This window comes from Paraburkholderia sp. 32, assembly GCF_050435345.1.
In the GTDB taxonomy this organism is placed as follows: Bacteria; Pseudomonadota; Gammaproteobacteria; order Burkholderiales; family Burkholderiaceae; genus Paraburkholderia; species Paraburkholderia tuberum.
The window spans coordinates 1,445,463-1,465,153 of the sequence record NZ_JBNDKD010000003.1; the positions used below are offsets into that span (position 1 = coordinate 1,445,463).

Here is a 19,691-nt window from a genome sequence, read left to right on the forward strand (position 1 = left end):
CGAGCCATGGACAATCGGAATCTGATCGACATGGCGAACCGGATCGGCGACTTCTTCGAGTCGATGCCCGACCACGAGGAAGCGCTGACCGGCGTCGCCGAACACATCCGCCGCTTCTGGGAGCCGCGCATGCGGCGCGCGCTGCTCGCGACGCTCGACGAAGCGCCGGACACGTATGACATCGCGCTATCGGACTTCACGCGCGAGGCGATCGTCAGGTATCGCGAGAAGTTGACGCCGGCGCAGGCCCAGGCGCCGGCGGCTTAGGCTCGGGCCGTTTCCCCAATCAACCAGGCGCGGCGGCGCGATCCTCTGCCGCGTGCGTGCCCATGCCACGCAACAGGCGGCGCCAATCACAACGTCGCCTGTTCCGATATCTCTCCCCCAACCGTAAACCACGCTTCGCAGTGCCGTACGAGACCGTGCAGGTCCGAGCCGGTGCGTCCGCGCGCGCTGATGTAGCCGTCGGGCCGCACCAGATAAAACGACGGCCGCGTGCGCCCATACGATTCGGACAACGCCGGGCCGCCGTCGCCGCTCGTATCGGTGACGCGCCAGATTCGCACCGCGTTCGGCAGCAGCCGCTCGACCTCGGCGGCGAGCTTTTCTACTTCGGGGTCCGGCGGCGGTGCATGTTTCGCGGCGGGATCGAGCGGCGTGCCATCGACGGGCAGCGGCGGCAACAGCAGAAACAGCGAGAAGAACGCCGGATCGTGCAGATCGAAAATGCAGCCGACGCCCGGCGCGCGTCCCAGCGGACCGTCGACGACGTGCACGAGCGCATCGGGTGCGCGCTCGCCCGCGCGCGGGCCGCCGTCGAGCACGCGTTCGAGCGTCAGCGGACTGCGCCGGTACTGGATCGACAGCTCGCTGATCGTCGCGCGTGCGGCATCGCGCAGCGGACCGAGCGTGGCCAGCACCGGCATCACGCGCTCGCGCAGCAGCTTCATCGGTCCGTGATCGGCCTCGGCCATCTGCGTGATGAAACCGGTCTGCCGCAGCACCTCGCGCTCGATCGGATGTCGCTCGGCGTGATACGTGTCGAGCAGGCGATCCGGCGCCGCGCCGCCGATCACGCGCGCGAGCTTCCAGCCGAGATTGAGCGCTTCCTGGATGCCGGTGTTCATGCCTTGTGCGGCCGCGGGGCTGTGTACGTGCGCGGCATCGCCGGCGAGGAAGATGCGGCCCACGCGCAGCCGATCGACCATCCGGCTGTTCACGTGGAAGTACGCCGACCACGCCAGATCCGACACGTCGACGCGCTCGCGCACGCGTCGCGCGATCAGCGCCTTGCATTGTTCGAGCGACGGCGCCGGCGCCCGCTCCAGCGGCGGCTCGCCGAGCACCGCGGGGGCCGGCGGCGCGGCGCTGTCCGACGGCTCGACCGCATGATCGGCGATCAGACGATGGCGGCCGTGGCCCATCGGAAACAGGGCGACGAGACCGTCGCCCGACGCGAAGATATGGAACTCGTCGTCGGGCCAGTCGGTTTCGGCATGCAGGTCGGCGAGCAGAAAGGTCTGGTCGAAGGTCTTGCCCTCGAAGTTCAGGTCGAGGCGATGGCGAATCGAACTGTGCGCGCCATCGGCCGCGATCAGATATGACGGGCGCATGGCTTCCGTGCGGCCGTCCGCGCGGCGCAAGGTCGCCTGAACGCTCGCGGAGCCTTGCATGAACGCCACGAGCTCGACGCCGCGCTCGACCTTCACGCCGAGCGTCGCCAGATGCTCGGTCAGGAGCCGCTCGGTCACCGACTGGTCGAGAAACAGCAGATAGGGATAGCGCGTGTGCAACGGGTCGAAATCGAGCTGCGCAAGCCGCATGCCGTTCGAAAACAGATTCGCCACGCGCGCGCGATGGCCGAGCTCGAGAAACGGTTCGACCAGCCGATGCTGCTCGAGCAGTTCGAGCGTACGTGCCTGAATGCCGATCGCGCGCGAGTAAGGGTTCGGCTGCGGCGCCTTGTCGATCAGGCGCACGGGACGTGGGCGCGCGCGAGACTCATCGCTGCGGCAAGTCCGGTGGGACCGGCCCCGACGATCAGCACCGGCGACGCGTCGTAGGCGGCAGCGTCCATGCGGAACTCCGGAGGCAACAATGCGTTCTAGTGTACGCCGCCGCTCTTGCGCACACGGGTGCGCTGCATCAATCGCGCGTCGGCAAGACGGGTCGCGCGGGGGGTCCATCCGTCGTTGCCCATGAACTCACGCTCCGCGCAAATCCGGGCCGCTTGCGCAAGTATGGGAAAATGCGCCCTCAGTCTGATTGATCCAAATGCCCTCCCCGTCATGCAACCTGTATTTGACCGCGCGTTCGCGGCGCATCGTGACGGCCGCCTCGACGACGCCGAACGCGGCTACCGCGCCACGCTCGACCACGACCCCAGCCACGTCGACGCGCTGCATCTGCTCGGCGTGCTGCGCCACCAGCAGGGCCAGCACGCCGAAGCCGCGGCGCTGGTGCGGCGCGCGGTCGATCTGCGCCCCGAAGACGCGGCGCTGCAGCTGAACCTCGGCAATGCGCTGAAGGCGCTCGGCCAGATCGACGCCGCGATCGAGCAGTTCCGCAACGCGCTGACGCTCGCGCCGAGCTTCCCGATGGCGCACTACAACCTCGGCAACGCGTACGCGTCGCAAGGCCGTCACGAAGACGCCGCCGATGCGTTCGAACGTTCGCTGCGCCTGCAGCCGAACGACGCGTCGTCGCACAACAATCTCGGCAATGCGCTGCACGCGCTCGGCCGTCACGCGGACGCGATCGCGTCGTTCCGGCGCGCGCTCGAGCTGCGCCCCGGTCACGCGGGCGCGCTGAACAACATGGGCATGTCGCTGAACGCGCTCGATCGACCGAACGAGGCGGTGCCCTGCTTCGAGGCCGCGCTCGCCGCCGAGCCGCGCTTCGTCGCTGCGCACTTCAATCTCGCGAATACGTTCGATGCGACCGGCCGCCATGCGCGGGCAGTCGCGTCATTTGAAGCGGCGCTGCGTCTGCAGCCGAACCTGCCGCCCGCGATCTATGGCATGGGCAACGCGCTCGCGGCGCTCGGCCGTGCCGAACAGGCGCTGCCGTATCTGGAGCGCGCGGTCGGGCTCGATCCGCAATTCGCGCTCGCGTGGCTTGCGCTCGGCACCGCGCACCAGGCGCTCGGCGCGCACGCGGCCGCGGTGCGCGCGCTCGATCAGGCGTTGCGGCTGCGCCCGGATCTCGCGTCCGCGCATATGAACCGTGCGCTCGCGTGGCTCGCGATGCGCGACTTCGAGCGCGGGCTGCCCGAATACGAATGGCGCTTGCAAACCGTCGCGCAACCGGTGATCCAGACGTTGCCGCGCTGGCACGGCGAGTCGATCGAAAAATACACGCTGCTGATCCATGCCGAACAGGGTTTCGGCGACACGCTGCAGTTCGTGCGCTTCGTACCGCTCGCAGCGCTTCGCGCCGCGCGCGTCGTGCTGGAAGTGCAGCCGCAGTTGGTGCCGCTCTTCGCGCCCGTCGCGCAGGCATGGCGTGTCTCGCTGATCGCGCAGGGCCAGCCGCGCCCCGCCGCCGATCTGCAGATTCCGCTCTTGAGCCTGCCGCTAGCGCTCGGCACGCGCTACGACACGATTGACGCGCGCACGCCCTATCTGAGCGTGCCGCCGGCCTATGGCCGCAAATGGCGCGGCTCGCTCGGCGGTCAGGCGAAGCGCAAGATCGGGCTCGCATGGTCGGGGCGCATCCAGCGCAACGAAACCCGCACGATGCCGCTCGCCGCGCTGGAGCCGCTGTTTGCACTGGATGGCATCGACTGGATCGTGTTGCAGCCCGATCTGTCCGAGGACGACCGCGCGGCGCTCGACGCGCATCCGCGCGCGGCCGCGATCCATCGCTTCGACCACCGCATCGGCGACTTCGCGGATACCGCGGCGATCGTCGAGCGGCTCGACGCGGTGGTGTCGATCGACACGTCGATCGCGCACCTCGCGGGCGCGCTGCGCAAGCCGCTGTGGCTGATGCTGCCGTGCGCCGCCGACTGGCGCTGGTTCGACGGCGACACGCCCAGCCCGTGGTATCCCGGCGCGACGCTCGTGCGTCAGCCGCGGCCGGGCGCGTGGGATGAAGTCGTCGAGGTGGTCGCTAACGAATTGCGGCACGGGTAGCCACAGACCACGCGCCGCAAACAAAAGACCCCGCTTTCGCGGGGTCTTTTGTTTTCAGAACACGAAGTGAACCGTCAGGCCGCCCGATACTGATTGCGTGACTCCGGCGTGCGATACAGGAACAGCGTCGCGAGCAGACCGCAGATTGCCGCCACGCCGAGGACCAGGCCCGGCGCCGCCTTGTTGCTGGTCACGTGGATCAGCAGCGTGGCGATGGCCGGCGTGAAGCCGCCGATCGTCGTCGCGAGACTGTACGCGAGCGAGAAGCCAGCGGTTCGCACTTCGACCGGCATCACTTCGGTCAGCGCGACGACCATCGCGCCGTTGTAGCAGCCGTACAGGAACGACAACCACAGCTGCACGGCGAGCAGACGCGCGAACGACGGTTCGGCGACGAGCCATTGCAGCGCCGGATACGCGGTGAGGATCGTCAGGATCGTGAACGCGAGCAGCACCGGACGGCGGCCGACGCGGTCCGACAACGCGCCGGACAACGGCAGCCAGATCAGATTCGAGATACCGACGCAGACGGTGACGACGAGCGCGTCGATCGCCGACAGCTTCAGCACTTCCCTGCCGAAGGTCGGCGTGTAAGCGGTGATCGTGTAGAACGACACGGTCGTCATGACGACCATGCCCATGCCGCCCAGCACGATCGGGTAGTTCGCGAGCATCGACTTCAGGATCTCGCCCACGCTCGGACGATGCTTGCGCGCCGTGAACTCCTCGGTTTCCTGCAGCGAGCGGCGGATGATGAACAGGAACGGCACGATCAGACAGCCGATCAGGAACGGCACGCGCCAGCCCCACGCGAACATCTGTTCGGCGGGCAGAATCTTGTTGAGCCCCACGCCGATCAGCGCGGCGAATACCACCGCGACCTGCTGGCTGCCCGATTGCCACGAGCAATAGAAGCCCTTGTTGCCCTTCGTCGCGATCTCCGACAGATACACCGACACGCCGCCGAGCTCAGCGCCGGCTGAGAAGCCTTGCAGCAGCCGGCCGAGCAGCACCAGCACGGGCGCCACGAGCCCGATGGTCGCGTAGCCCGGTATCGTCGCGACCGTCAGCGTGCCGAGCGCCATCAGGCTCAGTGTGAGGATCAGGCCTTTGCGACGGCCGTGATGGTCGATGTAGGCGCCGAGCACGATCGCGCCGAGCGGACGCATCAGGAAGCCCGCGCCGAACACGGACAGCGACAGCATCAGCGATGCGAAATCGCTGCCGCCAGGAAAGTAGGTCTTGGCGATCGCGGAAGCGTAGTAGCCATAGACCATGAAGTCGTACATTTCAAGAAAGTTGCCGCTGACAACGCGGAACACTGTCTTGACCTTGGATTCTTGGGTGGTGGAAGCGGCGTGGGTCGCTGTAGACATGACACTCTCGGATAAGCCCGTCGGCCCTGTCGGACGGATCGACGCGGACGGTGACGAGCGGGCAGTTGGAACGATCCACTGCGTTTGGCAAGCGGATGCCGCAGGCGGACACACACGTATAAGCAAGCGCGCCCGGGGGCGTCGCATTCTGCTGCTCACGGCGTTCATTCGATATCAGGGTAAACGCTGAGCTCGATGCCGGGCTGATGCCACGTAATGTTACTGCTGATAGGGTCGACGCGAAACGCATACAGTTTGCTTACGCGCGACACCCGCGGGCGGCCGCAGACTGTCCGCGCGAGGCCATTCAGTCGATTACGCCGATGCGAACCACCCCTGCTCTTTCCCTGCGCCCCGCCACGCTCGAGGACGCCGCGCTGATTGCGTCGATCCACAGCGCCAGTTGGCAGGCGACCTATCGCGGTCTGTTGCCCGACGCGTTCCTCGACGGCGAAGTCACGCGCGAACGCGCCGCCTATTGGGAAGCACGTCTCGGCGCGCCGGGCGGCGAGCGCCGCATCGTGCTGATCGCCGAGTTGGCCGGCGAGCCGGCCGGCTTCGTGTGTGTCGAGCGCCAGCCCGAGTCCGCGTGGGGCGTGCTGCTCGACAACCTGCATGCGCTGCCCGGTTATCAGGGCATCGGCGTCGGCAAAACATTGATGCACGCAGCCGTAGACTGGACGCGCGCGCAAGGCGAGGCACAGCTGTATCTGTACGTGCTCGAGGGCAATACGGCGGCGATCGGCTTTTACGAGCGACACGGCTGGCAGTTGGTCGGCGCGGAGCCCGATCAGATGGGCGGCGTGGATATCACCGCGTTGCGCTACGTGTACCGGTTGAAGGCTTGAACCCCCTGGTTGAGAGTGCGTGATGCGCGTGGCGTCGCGGGGACGGCGCGCGCCGGCCGCGTCCCTGTTTTTCGGAGTCATCTGAACGGTGGACGACGTAGTTTCGAGGCATGATTTTCTGTTGCCGATGGCTTCATCGGCCCCCTACAGATTTTGTCACTGCCCCACCGGTGAGCCTGTCCGAGACACCGGAAGAAACCGATGACCAGCACGCCGCTCATCCTGATCGAAGGCGCATTTGCGCTTCCCCCTCTCCGCGCGCTCGACTACCTGCCCGAACCGTTCGGCCGCGACTGGGCGTTGCTGTCCGGCGCTCAGCGCTGGCGAACCGGGCTCGATTCGCTGTATGCCGCGCTGCTGCGCACCGTGTGCATCAGAGATCAGCAGTTGCTGTCGTATGGGCAGTGGGTGTCGATCGACGGCGTGCTGACCGGCGTGCTAACTGACATGAAGCGGCCGGCAGAGACGCCCGTCGCGAACGCCACGCAGCCTGCCGGGGAACCGTCGAATACCGCGACGGCGGCGCATCCCGCTATGCAACGGAAGGTGCCTCAGGGTCCAATGCGAATCGCGCTCAAGGCCCGCTCGCCGCGAATCGCGCAGCGGCGCACTGTGCGGCATCGGCGAACGGTCGCGGCGAGTGCCGTCGTAATCGGCTGCGTCGCGGTGCTGGCGTGGTGGATCGTCGATCAGCCTCTGGCGCCGCGGCATATGGCCTCCGACATGCTGAAATCGGCGCAAGCTCTGATGCCCCGTCGTGATGCGCCGGCGCCGGTAGAAAAGCGTCGTGCGCAGCATCTGGTTGCGAGTCCCGAGGCACCGGTGATTGCGGAGGCCGTCACACCGGCTCCTGTGCTTCCGCCATTACCTGTCGACGTGGCCGCCGCCGCACCCGCGCGCATCGTGGCTTTGCCTCAGGGCACCGCCACGCGACATGCGCCCACGCCGCGTGACGCGATTCGCTCATCGCCTCCGCGTCGTGCGCTTCGCGTGCAAACGCATCCGCTTCCGGTAAATCGCCATGCCGCGAATGACCCATCGCATGAAGCGCGCGTTCGTACCCGGTTCGGCGAAGACGGATACGCTGATGTAACGACGTTCGCCATAATGTCTTTGCGCGACGTCGCGCCGCTGCCGCGCTCCACCGTGTCGAACAATCTGCCGGCAAATAGCACCGAGTGGATGAACCACATATCGCAGCGTCGCGTCACCGAAATCCCGGAACAATTCGCGCAATGAGCGCCGCCGTTACTTCGACGCAGGCAAACCCGCTTCCGTCTGCTGCTGCAAGCGCGTGACCGCGCTCTGAAGCTGACGCAATTGCGCCTGCGCGTTGTCGCGCTCCGCGCGCAGCGCGAGCGCCTCGTCGCGCGTCTGCCGCTGCCGGTCGTCGACCTTCGCCTGCTGCGTGCGGGCGACGTCGAGATCGGTCCGCAGCCGTTGCGCCTGCTGCTGCGATATCGCGATGCTGCCCTGCAGATACGCATTCTGCGCCTGCAACCGCGTGCGATGAATCTCGACGTCCGCGAGTTGCTGCGTCTGCTGCGCGAAACCGGCGTAGATCGCTTCCGCGCGCTCTGCCGAATCGCTCCTGATCACGCGCCAGAAATGCTTGTTCTGAAACAACGCGACGTAGTACGTCATCCGCGGCGGATGGAAGAACAGGCTCGCACCATAGCTGCCGTTGTAGGTCGTGCGCAGTTCGCTGAGGTTCGCGTCGTGGATCAACTGGATCAAATCGGCGACGTCGCCGCGCGCGGCGGCGGGCGTATTCGCGGACACCTCGGGCTCAGCGACGGACTGGGGGCCAGCCTCTCGCGGCGCCAACTCCCCTGGAGCCGGCCGCATGCCCGCCAGCGGCGCGCTCACGCTGTCCTGCTGAGCCACCGCAACACCCGTATGCCACAACGCACAGACACCGGCGAGCAACATAGCGCGCCGGATAACCAAGGAGTACTTCATATGCCTGCTCCACGCCGATCGAGAATGACGTTGGATTATCGCGCGGATTTATCGCGACGCGAAGCTCGTGGGCACTGTATGGACACGCTCGAAATCGAGATAGACGGTTGGCGCAGCGAACCACTCCATCCAAAATCACAGTCGCAAAATAAAGACGCCACCCAGCTCGCACTCCTGATTATTTCGAGAGAAGAAAACGCACTGCCACATAACGTGACAGTGCGTCAGATGGATGGAATGGCTCCGTCGGGCTGCGGAAAACAGCGAAAGCGCGGGACCGATGCGCAACCACGCCGCGGACTCAACCTCGACCGCGCACGCCGCGCCAACGCAAACCCGCCTTGCTTAAAACCGCGTCTCCCGCGCGACCCGCAGGAACGTATCGAGCAACGGCGTGCAATCGAGCAGCTCCGGGCCGCCCGCGCGATGAAACTCCGGGTGCCACTGCACGCCCATCACGAACGGCGCGCGCCGGTAGCGCACGGCCTCGATGATGCCGTCCGACGCCGACACCGCCTCGATATTGAGATCGCGGCCCAGCGTCTTTACCGCCTGATGGTGAATCGAGTTGACGATCGCGTCGCGCCGTCCGGGGAACATGTTCACCAGCGTCGAGCCATCCGGAAAATGCACGCCGTGCCGGTGCTGATCGTAGTTTTCGTTGACGTGGACGTTCGCGGTGGGCACTTCGGTCGCGATGTCCTGATATAGCGTGCCGCCGAACGCGACATTGATCAGCTGACAGCCGCGGCACACGCCGAGCACCGGCTTGCCCGATTCGACGAACTCGTGCAGCAGTTCGAGCTCGTACATGTCGCGCACGCGGTCACCGGGCCATTCGTGGCTGGTCGCCGATTCCGCATACGTCTGCGGCGACACGTCGGCGCCGCCTTGCAGCAGCAGGCCATCGAGATGCTTCGCATAGTCGCGCAGGCGGATGTTGCTCGGGTGCAGCATGCCCTGATGACCAACGGTCGGGATCATGAACACCAGCACGTCGCGCGACATCACCCAGTGCGCGACCGACTCCTCCAGATACTGCAGCGTCTTGCCGCGCAAGCCCTTCGCGCCCGGTTCCGGATGGAAGATGCGCGCCGACACGCCGATGCGCAGCGTGCGCTGCGTGATCCGCTGCCCCGCGCGATCGAACAGCTGCCGCGCGCGCGCCGCGATGATGCGGCCGAACACGCTCCACGCGGAGTCGCTCTGCTTCAGATAACGCGGTGGCGACGGCGGCAGCGCGTTGGGTGGCGGCGGGTTCGTGGCGCTGAAATCGGGTGCCGCGCCGAAACCGGGCGGCGGCGAGCCGGGCGCACGCGCCGCGGGTGCGGCGGCTGCCTCGCTGGCGATTTCGTCTTCGGTGGCGAGGTCCGCGGCGCTGCCGCCAGCCGCGCGCGGCTCGCCGGCGGCCACCGTCGGTTTCGCGAGCGGCTCGGGTTTCACCATGGTCGCGCCGCCGGCGTACGTACCAGCGCGCTGCGCTTCGCGCTCGTGCACCTTGGCTTCCTGCCGCGCGGTCGATTCGGCGGCGGCGCTGCGCGCCTCGGCCGCGTCGCGCAGCCGCGCCGTGCGCGGATCATCGGGCGTGACCGACGATGCGCGGAGCGGATCGTCGGTCGACGACCTCGCGGTCGCCTCCTCGGCCGTCGGGCTCGTGTCTTTCGCGGCCGACTGGGTGGCATCTTCATGCGAGGGAGGAAGCGAGGCGGCCGGTTCGGCCGGCGCGCTGCTCGGCGCGGGGGAGGCCGGCTGCGGACTGCCGGTCGTGCCGGCGTTTTCGGGTTTGTTTTCGCTCATGACTGTCGGACGGGCGCCTTACACGCGAACGAATGAATATGCCCTGATTATCCGTCAGTGCTGCAGGCCCCGCAAACCCGCACACAATTGCTCACATTGTTGCGAAGCGTTACACGGACCCCGATGAGTCAAGGATCCGGCCGCTCTTCGAAGGTTTCCCGCAACGCGATCTGCATCGACGCATGAATCTTCACGCACCAGCGCCACACGAGCGCGAGCAGCAGCGCGGCGCACACAAGCACGGCGACGAGCAGGCCAGTCGGCGGCAGGATGCTGCCCGACAGCGCCGCCACCAGCACAAACACGCCGATCATCGACACGATCGGCACGAGATCGGCGATCGCGTGACGCAGCGCGCTCGTGAAGCGTCCCGCGGTGGTCGGCTGCACGCCGACTTCGGCAAGCAGCAGCGCGAGCGACTTGGTCTTGCGATACACGGCCACGAGAAACGGCAGCGAAACGACGAGCGCGACGCTCCACTGCACGACGCGTTGCAGCGGCTCGTCGTCGAGCCAGTGCGCGAGCAGCTGGCCGCTATGCGGCGCGCTATACGACACGGCGAGGAAAATGGCCACGACGAGCGCGAGATTCACCGCGATCTGCAATACGATCCGCCGCGTCATGCTGATGAGCGTCGGCTCGCCGCGCGCCGTGATCAAACTGCGCAGCCATTGCCCGTACATGCCGAACACGTTGGACAACGTGGCGGGCATCGCCTGCCCGATGCGGCGCGTGAGCGGATCGGCGACGCGGATCAGATATGGCGTCGTCAGCGTCGTCAATGCCGACACGGCGACCGCGATCGGATACAGAAACCCGCTCGTCACCTTCAACGTCAGACCGAGCGTCGCGATGATGAACGAGAACTCGCCGATCTGCGACACGGTCATGCCGACGCGCATCGAGGTGCGCGCGTCCTGTCCCGACAGAAACGTGCCGAGCCCGCACGACACGATCTTGCCGACGATCACCGCGAGCGTGATGACGGCGATCGGCCACGCGTAGTCGAGCATCACGGCCGGGTTCAGCATCAGTCCGATCGTCACGAAGAAGATCGCGGAAAACGCGTCGCGCAGCGGCGCGATCAGATGCTCGATCCGATGCAGATGACGCGACTCGGCCATGATCGCGCCGATCAGGAACGCGCCGAGCGCGATGCTGTAATCGAGCTTGACGACCAGCAGACAGAAGCCGAAGCAGAAGCCGAGCACGGACACGAGCATCATCTCGTCGCTGCCCGTGCGCGCGACGTAGTTCAGCGCGCGCGGCACGAGCAGCACGCCGACCAGCAGCGACACCGTCATGAACAGCAGCAGCTTGCCGAGCGTGACGGCCGCGAGCCCGGCCGACAGCTGCCCGGTCTGCGCGATGCCGGTCAGCAGCACGAGCATCGCGATACCGAGAATGTCCTCGACGATCAGAATGCCGAACACGAGCTGCGCGAAGCTTTCGCGTTTGAGTCCGAGATCGGACAGCGCCTTCACGATGATCGTCGTCGACGAGATCGCGAGGATCGCGCCGAGGAACAGCGAGTCCATCGGAGTCCAGCCGAACGCGCTGCCGATCTCGTAGCCGATCCACAGCATCAGCACGATTTCGGACAGCGCGGCGACGATCGCCGTCGCGCCGACCTCGAACAGCTTGCGCAGGCTGAATTCGAGGCCCAGCGAAAACATCAGGAACACGACGCCCAGCTCGCCGAGCGTCTGGATCGTCTGTTCGTCGTGGATCAATTGGAACGGCGGCGTGTACGGTCCGATGATCACGCCGGCCGCGATATAGCCGAGCACCACCGGCTGCTTCAGGCGATGGAACAGCACGGTGACGACGCCGGCCAGCGCCATCACGACGGCCAGATCCTGGATGAAGCCGATGCCATGGTGCATGAGCGCTTTCCTTACAAACAGTAATCTCAGAAAGCGCAGTGTAGCAAACGAACCGACCATCTTTTTGGCGAAGTCGCGCGCCGCGCCGCGCCGCCAGTAGCAGGCCGCTCGGCCGCAAAACCTTGCTCTACAATGCGGACGGACCTTTCCCTTTGGCTCCGCACTGCCTCGCTCATGCGCCCGCGCTGCGCTCAACCGGATTTCTACCGACATCATGGCCACTGAATTCGCCCCTTTCCCGCCGCTTGCCCAGCTTGCCGCCGATCTCGCCGCCGGCCGCACGACGAGCCGCGCGCTCGTCGAAACCGCGCTGGACCGAATCGCCGATCCGGCTGGCCAGGGCGCCGCCGTCTTCATGCACGTCGACACCGACGCCGCGCGCGCCGCCGCCGACGCGCACGACCGCCTGCGCGCGGCCGGCACCGTGCTCTCGCCGCTCGCCGGGATTCCAGTGTCGGTCAAGGACCTGTTCGACATCGAAGGCCAGCCGACCCGCGCGGGCTCCGTCGTGCTCGCCGACGCGCCCGCCGCGAAGGCCGACGCGGTCGCGGTCGCACGTCTGAAGCGGGCCGGCGCCGTGATCGTGGGGCGGACCAACATGAGCGAGTTCGCGTTTTCCGGACTCGGCCTGAATCCGCACTACGGCCATCCGCTGTCGCCGTACCGGCGCGGCGTGAAGGGCGACGAGCGGATTTCGGGCGGCTCGTCGTCGGGCGCGGCCGCATCGGTCGCCGACGGCATGGCCGCGGTCGCGCTCGGCACCGACACCGGCGGCTCGATCCGCATCCCGGCCGCCTTGTGCGGGCTGACCGGCTTCAAGCCGACCGCCGCGCGCATCCCGAAGCAGGGCGGCGTGCCGCTGTCGTCGACGCTCGATTCGTTCGGGCCGATCGGCGTGTCGGTCGCATGCTGCGCGCTGGTCGACCGGATGCTCGCCGGGCTCGAGCCGCGCATCCCGGCCGCGCGGCCGCTCGAAGGCGTGCGCCTCGGCGTGCTGACCAATTTCGTGACCGACGGCGTCGAGCCCGAAGTCGCGCGCGCGATCGATACCGCGCTCAAGCATCTGGAGGCGGCCGGCGCGATCGTCAGCGAGGTGCGCTTCGCGCCGCTCGACCGGCTGCCGGAGATCAACCGCTTCGGCTTTTCGTCGATCGAGGCGTATGCGTGGCATCGTCCGCTGCTCGACAAGCATCGCGAGCAGTACGATCCGCGCGTGCTCGCGCGCATCATGAAGGGGCAGCCAGCCAGCGCGGTCGACTATCTGGACCTCGTCGCCGAGCGCGACGCGATGCTCGACGAAGCCGCGCGCACGCTGTGGCAGCGTTTCGACGCGGTCGTCGCGCCGACCGTGCCGGTCGTGCCGCCGCGCCTCGCCGACCTGCTCAACGACGACGACGCGTTCGGCCGCACCAATGCGCTGATCCTGCGCAATCCGAGCGCGTTCAACTTCCTCGATAGCTGCGCGCTGTCGCTGCCGTGCCATCTGCGCGGCGACGCGCCGGTCGGCCTGATGCTGGCGGGCGCACCGCACGCCGACGACGCGCTGCTCGCGATCGGCCGCGCGGCCGAGGCAGTGCTGAAAGCGATCCGGTAAAGCGCGCCGGGGTTGGCCGCCCGGCGCGGTCGCCGCCGTGCCAATGTTCAGGCAATAAGTGGCGCGGCCGGGGTTCGCGCTAGAATCGCGGGCACCCGCCCTTTCGTCTCCAGACCAATCGAAGATCCATGAATAACGACTCCGCAATGCTGCGCCGCGAGCGCACCCTGCTGGTTCTGCTCGGCCTGATCTGCCTCGCCCTCGTGGGCGGTGCGTTGTATCTGCAGTTCGGCCTGCGCGAAGACCCGTGTCCGCTGTGCATCATCCAGCGCTATTTCTTCCTGCTGATCGCGATCTTCGCGTTCCTCGGCGCGAGCTTCAGGCACTGGCGCGGCGTGCGCCTGCTCGAAGTGATGGCGGCGCTGTCGGCGCTCGCCGGCATCGCGACCGCGGCGCGCCATGTGTACATCCAGGCGAATCCTGGCTTCAGCTGCGGCTTCGACGCACTGCAACCGGTGGTCGACAGCCTGCCCCCCGCGCACTGGCTGCCGAGCGTGTTCAAGGTTGCGGGCCTGTGCGAAACCGCCTATCCACCGCTTCTCGGGCTGACGCTGCCGATGTGGTCGGGCGTCGCGTTTATCGTCGCGTTCGTCGCGCTGGTGCTGAGCCTGGTGCGCAATCGCCATCGGGTGGCCTGACGGCGGTGAAACCTGGCCGAGCGAGCTTCGAACGCCGTCTGAAGCGCCGAACTCGCCGCCAGGGCGCTTACCGATTCGCATCGCCAATGACGCCGGACTTCGTGTTGTCCATGCCGGGCACCGAAGTCCGGCGTTTTTTCTGCGCGACGTTCCGCGATCGCGCGCCGTTCCTGTCGGTCCCCGCTCCACGCACGCAACTTCTCGCCTCGGCGCGAATCGTACCCGGATCATGACCGCCGCCGCATGAGCTTCATGCGACACGGGAAATATTTTCGGGCCGGGGTAGTGCTATCTTCGGGTATGGATGGCGATCTACGTGCGCGAGGCCGGCTTTTTGCGACCCCATGCGTAACGCGCGCCCGGTCCGCACTGTCTTCCGATTCGCCATGACAACGCAAACCATCCGCTTCTACCATCAGGGGTCCGTCCGCGAGGTCGCGGGCGTGCCGGCAACGCGCACCGTGCTGCAGCACCTGCGCGAGGACTTGCGCTGCACCGGCACCAAGGAAGGCTGCGCGGAAGGCGACTGCGGCGCATGCACGGTCGTGATCGGCGAACTCGATGCGCGCGGCGACCTCACGTTGAAGGCGGTCAACGCCTGCATCCAGTTCCTGCCGACACTCGACGGCCGCGCCCTCTTCACCGTCGAAGACCTGCGCGCCGCGAACGGCGCGCTGCATCCGGTGCAGCAGGCGTTGGTCGACTGCCACGGTTCGCAATGCGGCTTCTGCACACCCGGCTTCGTCATGTCTATGTGGGCGCTCTACGAGAACCAGCCCGTCAGCGCCGGCCTGCCGACCCGCCATGAAATCGACGCCGCGCTGTCCGGCAATCTGTGCCGCTGCACGGGCTACCGGCCGATCATCGACGCCGCGCAGAAGATGTTCGACTACGCGCAGCATCCGCGCGTCGCGCTCGACCGCGACGCGATCGCGGCCACGCTGCGCACACTGCAACGCGAAGACACGTTCGAATACAGCGCGCCCGGCACCCGCGGCGCCGCCTTCGGCTCGCCCACCTTCCACGCCCCGCTCACGCTCGACGCGTTTGCGACGCTGCGCGCGCAGCATCCGGACGCGCGCATCGTCGCGGGCAGCACCGACGTCGGCTTGTGGGTCACCAAGCAGTTCCGCGATCTCGGCGATCTGCTGTACACCGGCAACGTCGCGGAACTGAAGACGATCGCGCGCGACGCGCAAACGCTGACCATCGGTGCGGCGGTCACGCTCGAGGACGCGTACGCGGCGCTCACCGCCGACTACCCCGAACTCGCCGAACTATGGACGCGTTTCGCATCGCTGCCGATCCGCAATGCGGGCACGCTCGGCGGCAACGTCGCGAACGGCTCGCCGATCGGCGATTCGATGCCGGCACTGCTCGCGCTCGGCGCCGACGTCGAGTTGCGCCGCGATCGCACGACCCGCACCGTGCCGCTCGACGCGTTCTACCTCGGCTATCAGAAGACCGCGCTCGCGGAAGGCGAATTCGTCAGCGCGCTGCGCGTGCCTCGCCCGGCCGGCGCGCTGCGGTTTCGCACCTACAAGGTGGCGAAGCGTTACGACCAGGACATCTCGGCGGTGTGCGCGGCGTTTGCGCTGCACGTCGCGGAAGATGGCACGATCCGCGCGGCGCGGGTCGCGTTCGGCGGCATGGCGGCGACGCCGAAGCGGGCCGCGTATGCCGAAGCCGCGCTCAACGGCGCGGCGTGGAACGAACCGACGGCCCGTCGCGCGATGGACGCGCTCGCCGCCGACTACCAGCCGCTCCCCGACATGCGCGCGTCGAGCGCGTATCGGCTGAGGGTCGCGCGCAATCTGCTGTGGCGCTTCTACCTCGAAACGCGCGACGACGCGCCGCTCGCGCTCTGCGACGTGAACGCGTTCGCGTTCGAGGCCAACGCAATCGTCGTGAAGGAGTCGCCGTGATGAACCGGACCGATGCCTTCATCGAACGCGCTGGCGCGCGTGCCGATCAACGCGAGGACGCGTCGATCGGCGTACCGCTGCCGCACGAATCCGCCGCGCTGCACGTGAGCGGCGAAGCGACCTACACGGACGACATCGCCGAGCTGCACGGCACGCTGCACGCGGCGCTCGGCCTGTCGCGCCATGCGCATGCGCGCATCGTGTCGATGGATCTCGACGCGGTGAGAAACGCGCCCGGCGTGATCGCGGTGCTGAGCGCCGACGATATCCCCGGCGAAAACAATTGCGGCCCGGTGCTGCACGACGATCCGATCCTCGCCGACGGCGAAGTGCTCTATCTGGGCCAGCCGGTCTTCGCGGTGATCGCCGAGAGCCACGAACTCGCACGTCGCGCCGCCGCGCTCGCGAAAAGCGACGACGTGATCCGCTACGAGCCGCTCGACGCGATCCTCACCGTCGCCGATGCGAAAGCCACGAAGCAGTTCGTGCTGCCGCCACTGCATCTGCGCCGCGGCGACCCCGACGCGAAGATCGCCGCCGCGCCGCATCGACTGGCCGGCACGTTCGAGGTCGGCGGCCAGGAGCAGTTCTATCTCGAAGGCCAGATCGCCTATGCGGTGCCGAAGGAAATGGACGGCATGCTCGTCTACAGCTCGACGCAGCATCCGAGCGAGATGCAGCAGGTCGTCGCGCACATGCTCGACTGGCCCGCGCATAACGTCGTCTGCGAATGCCGGCGCATGGGCGGCGGCTTCGGCGGCAAGGAATCGCAATCGGCGCTGTTCGCGTGCGTGGCCGCGCTTGCGGCGCAACGCCTGCGTCGCCCGGTCAAGCTGCGCGCCGATCGCGACGACGACTTTCTGATCACCGGCAAGCGCCACGATGCAGTCTACGAGTACGAAGCGGGCTTTGACGAGCAAGGCCGCCTGCTTGGCGTGCGCGTCGAAATCGCATTGCGCGCCGGCTATTCCGCGGATCTGTCCGGCGCGGTCGCGACGCGCGCGGTGTGCCACGTCGACAACGCGTACTACCTGTCCGACGTCGATATCGTCGCGCTGTGCTGCAAGACCAATACGCAGTCGAACACCGCGTTTCGCGGCTTCGGCGGACCGCAGGGCGCGCTCGTGATGGAGGTGCTGCTCGACGGCATCGCGCGCGAGCTGCGGCTCGATCCGCTCGACGTGCGGCTCGCGAATTACTACGGCGTCGGCGAACGCGATACGACGCCGTACGGACAACGCGTCGAAGACAACATCATCGCGCCGCTGACCGACGCGCTGCTAGATTCGAGTGACTACCGCGCGCGTCGCGCGGCACTCGCCGAATTCAATGCGAAGAGTCCCGTGCTCAAACGCGGCCTCGCGTTTTCGCCGGTCAAGTTCGGCATCTCGTTCAACGTGCCGTTCCTGAATCAGGCCGGCGCGCTCGTGCACGTGTACAAGGACGGCTCCGTGCTCGTCAATCACGGCGGCACCGAGATGGGCCAGGGGCTCAACACGAAAGTCGCGCAGGTGGTCGCGAATCAGTTCGGCTTGCCGTTATCGCGCGTCCGGGTGACCGCGACGGATACCTCGAAGATCGCCAACACGTCGGCAACGGCGGCCTCGACCGGCAGCGACCTGAACGGCATGGCCGCCGAAGCCGCCGCGCGGACGATCCGCGCGCGGCTCGCGGAACTCGCGGCGCGCCAGCTCGGTGGCGGCGCCAACGACGTGCAATTCGCGCGCGGCAGCGTGTCGGTGAACGGCGGCGCGCTGCCGTTCGAACAGCTCGTCAACGCCGCGTATCTCGCGCGCGTGCAGTTGTGGTCGGACGGCTTCTACGCGACGCCGAAAGTGCATTGGGATGCGAAGTCGCTGACCGGTCATCCGTTCTATTACTTCGCGTATGGTGCGGCGGTGTCGGAGGTCGTCGTCGATACGCTGACCGGCGAGTGGAAGCTCCTGCGCGCGGACTTGCTGCACGACGCGGGCCAGTCGATCAATCCGGCGATCGATCTCGGCCAGATCGAAGGCGGCTTCATTCAGGGCATGGGCTGGCTCACCACTGAAGAGCTATGGTGGAGCCGCGACGGCCGCCTGATGACGCACGCGCCGTCGACGTACAAGATTCCCGCGGTCAGCGACACGCCCGCCGCGTTCCACGTTCGGCTCTACGACAACAGCAACGCCGAGCCGACCGTGTTCCGCTCGAAGGCGGTCGGCGAGCCGCCGTTGCTGCTGCCGTTTTCGGTGTTTCTCGCGATTCGCGACGCGATCGCGGCCGCAGTGCCGGGCGCGCGACATGCTCCGCCGTTGCGCGCGCCGGCGACGCCCGAGGCGATACTCGATGCGCTGGACGCTTTGAATGCGATGAACGCGTCGCAGACCGCAGATCCGACCGAAGCCGCCGCGCACCCCGATAGCACCGACACAAACACGCAACCCGCCGCGGAAACGCCCCACGCGGCCCCCCACGGAGAATCGCCGGATGCAAGCCTGGCTCACTGACCTGCAACATCTGCTCGCGCATGGCGACGCCGCCGTGCTGGTGACGGTCGCGCGCGTCGAAGGTTCGGCGCCGCGCGAAGCCGGCACGAAGATGATCGTCACGCGCGAGGCGGCCAGGCATACGATTGGCGGTGGCCACCTCGAATGGAAGGCGATCGAGACCGCGCGCCAGGTGCTGCGCGACGGCATGCGCGCGCCGCACATGCGGCGGCTCGAACGCTTCGCGCTGGGGCCGAGCCTCGGCCAGTGCTGCGGCGGCGCCGTGATCCTCGCGTTCGAGCGGCTCGACGTCGGCGATCTCGGCTGGCTCACGTCGCTCGCCAAGCGCCTCGCGGCGGGGCAATCGACGGTGCGCAGCGTATCATTCGGCCCCGCGCCGGATGCGGTGATGCTGTCCGAGCCCGAGCCCGGCATCGACGGCGCCGACTGTCTGCTGTGGGACGGCGCCGGTTTCGACGACAGCAGCGCGCTCCTGACCGAAACCATCGCGCCGGGCGAATTCGCCGTCGTGCTGTTCGGCGCCGGTCACGTCGGCGCGGCGCTCGTGCGCGTGCTGGCGACACTGCCTTGCACGGTGCGCTGGGTCGACGAGCGCGACGCGCAGTTTCCGTCGCTCGATGCGCTGCACGCGCCGAACGTGACGATCGACGCGAACGACGCACCCGACGAGGCGATCGATCAGGCCGCGCCGAACACGTACTTCGTGGTGATGACGCACAACCACGCGCGCGATCTCGAACTGGCCGAACGCATCCTGCGGCGCGGCGACTTCGCGTTCTTCGGCATGATCGGCTCGCATACCAAGCGCAAGCAGTTCGAGCATCGGCTCGCGGCTCGCGGCATCGATCCGGCGCGGATCGCGCGGATGAAATGTCCGCTCGGCGTCGACGGCATCGTCGACAAGTCGCCCGAGGTCATCGCGATCTCGGCGGCCGCGCAGGTGTTGCAGGCCGTCGAGGCGAACGCGGGTGCGCGCCACCCGACGCAGGCGGTTTGATACGCGGCCGGCGCCACTCGTTACCCAACACACAATTCCAAAC

At 67.4% G+C, this 19,691-nt stretch carries 13 protein-coding genes and 1 pseudogene; 9 read left to right on the forward strand and 5 right to left on the reverse strand.

What is annotated here, in order from left to right:
* The first annotated feature begins 6 nt into the window (after positions 1–6).
* Positions 7–267 carry a formate dehydrogenase subunit delta gene (locus OKW26_RS29290; RefSeq protein ID WP_018421400.1) on the forward strand — a complete coding sequence of 87 codons (261 nt, stop codon included), beginning with the start codon at positions 7–9 and terminating at the stop codon, positions 265–267.
* A gap of 86 nt (positions 268–353) precedes the next feature.
* Here the strand turns inward: OKW26_RS29290 and OKW26_RS29295 are convergent.
* Positions 354–2,077: pseudogene (locus OKW26_RS29295) on the reverse strand (FAD-dependent monooxygenase).
* 211 nt (positions 2,078–2,288) lie between these two features.
* Here OKW26_RS29295 and OKW26_RS29300 point away from each other — a divergent pair.
* Positions 2,289–4,136, forward strand: coding sequence for a tetratricopeptide repeat protein (locus tag OKW26_RS29300; protein ID WP_429355958.1), 1,848 nt, complete (start codon positions 2,289–2,291; stop codon positions 4,134–4,136).
* 74 nt (positions 4,137–4,210) lie between these two features.
* Here OKW26_RS29300 and OKW26_RS29305 read toward each other — a convergent pair whose 3' ends face one another.
* On the reverse strand, positions 4,211–5,512 hold the full coding sequence (locus tag OKW26_RS29305) for an MFS transporter (RefSeq protein ID WP_429355959.1): 1,302 nt from the start codon (positions 5,510–5,512) through the stop codon (positions 4,211–4,213).
* 323 nt (positions 5,513–5,835) lie between these two features.
* Here OKW26_RS29305 and OKW26_RS29310 point away from each other — a divergent pair, with 323 nt between their 5' ends.
* Positions 5,836–6,360 (forward strand): GNAT family N-acetyltransferase, encoded by a 525-nt coding sequence (locus OKW26_RS29310; protein ID WP_018421404.1) that lies wholly within the window; start codon positions 5,836–5,838, stop codon positions 6,358–6,360.
* Between the two features lie 201 nt (positions 6,361–6,561).
* Positions 6,562–7,599 carry a hypothetical protein gene (locus tag OKW26_RS29315; protein WP_429355960.1) on the forward strand — a complete coding sequence of 346 codons (1,038 nt, stop codon included), beginning with the start codon at positions 6,562–6,564 and terminating at the stop codon, positions 7,597–7,599.
* 9 nt (positions 7,600–7,608) lie between these two features.
* Here the strand turns inward: OKW26_RS29315 and OKW26_RS29320 are convergent, their stop codons facing one another.
* The 3 genes from OKW26_RS29320 to OKW26_RS29330 all read right to left on the reverse strand — a co-directional run bounded on the left by OKW26_RS29320 (position 7,609) and on the right by OKW26_RS29330 (position 12,005).
* Entirely contained in the window at positions 7,609–8,322 is a 714-nt protein-coding gene (locus OKW26_RS29320) for a DUF2968 domain-containing protein (protein ID WP_429355961.1), read from the reverse strand.
* Positions 8,323–8,667: 345 nt separating this feature from the next.
* Complete coding sequence (locus OKW26_RS29325) at positions 8,668–10,119, reverse strand: gamma-glutamyl-gamma-aminobutyrate hydrolase family protein (RefSeq protein ID WP_429355962.1); 1,452 nt, start codon at positions 10,117–10,119, stop codon at positions 8,668–8,670.
* 128 nt (positions 10,120–10,247) lie between these two features.
* The gene (locus OKW26_RS29330; protein ID WP_429355963.1) at positions 10,248–12,005 is read right to left on the reverse strand and encodes a cation:proton antiporter; all 1,758 of its coding nucleotides are present in this window, start codon (positions 12,003–12,005) and stop codon (positions 10,248–10,250) included.
* A gap of 214 nt (positions 12,006–12,219) precedes the next feature.
* On the opposite strand from OKW26_RS29330, the gene OKW26_RS29335 reads away from it, so the two are divergent.
* The 5 genes from OKW26_RS29335 to xdhC all read left to right on the forward strand — a co-directional run bounded on the left by OKW26_RS29335 (position 12,220) and on the right by xdhC (position 19,648).
* On the forward strand, positions 12,220–13,599 hold the full coding sequence (locus tag OKW26_RS29335; protein ID WP_429355964.1) for an amidase: 1,380 nt from the start codon (positions 12,220–12,222) through the stop codon (positions 13,597–13,599).
* A gap of 128 nt (positions 13,600–13,727) precedes the next feature.
* Entirely contained in the window at positions 13,728–14,237 is a 510-nt protein-coding gene (locus OKW26_RS29340; protein ID WP_429355965.1) for a disulfide bond formation protein B, read from the forward strand.
* Between the two features lie 386 nt (positions 14,238–14,623).
* Positions 14,624–16,162, forward strand: coding sequence for a xanthine dehydrogenase small subunit (gene xdhA / locus OKW26_RS29345; RefSeq protein ID WP_429355966.1), 1,539 nt, complete (start codon positions 14,624–14,626; stop codon positions 16,160–16,162).
* On the forward strand, positions 16,162–18,651 hold the full coding sequence (gene xdhB, locus OKW26_RS29350) for a xanthine dehydrogenase molybdopterin binding subunit (protein ID WP_429355967.1): 2,490 nt from the start codon (positions 16,162–16,164) through the stop codon (positions 18,649–18,651). Before xdhA ends, xdhB begins: the two co-directional genes overlap by 1 nt.
* A complete protein-coding gene (xdhC, locus tag OKW26_RS29355; protein ID WP_429355968.1) occupies positions 18,632–19,648 on the forward strand; it encodes a xanthine dehydrogenase accessory protein XdhC in 1,017 nt (338 codons plus the stop codon). The genes xdhB and xdhC overlap by 20 nt, the downstream gene beginning before the upstream one ends.
* Positions 19,649–19,691: the final 43 nt, after the last annotated feature.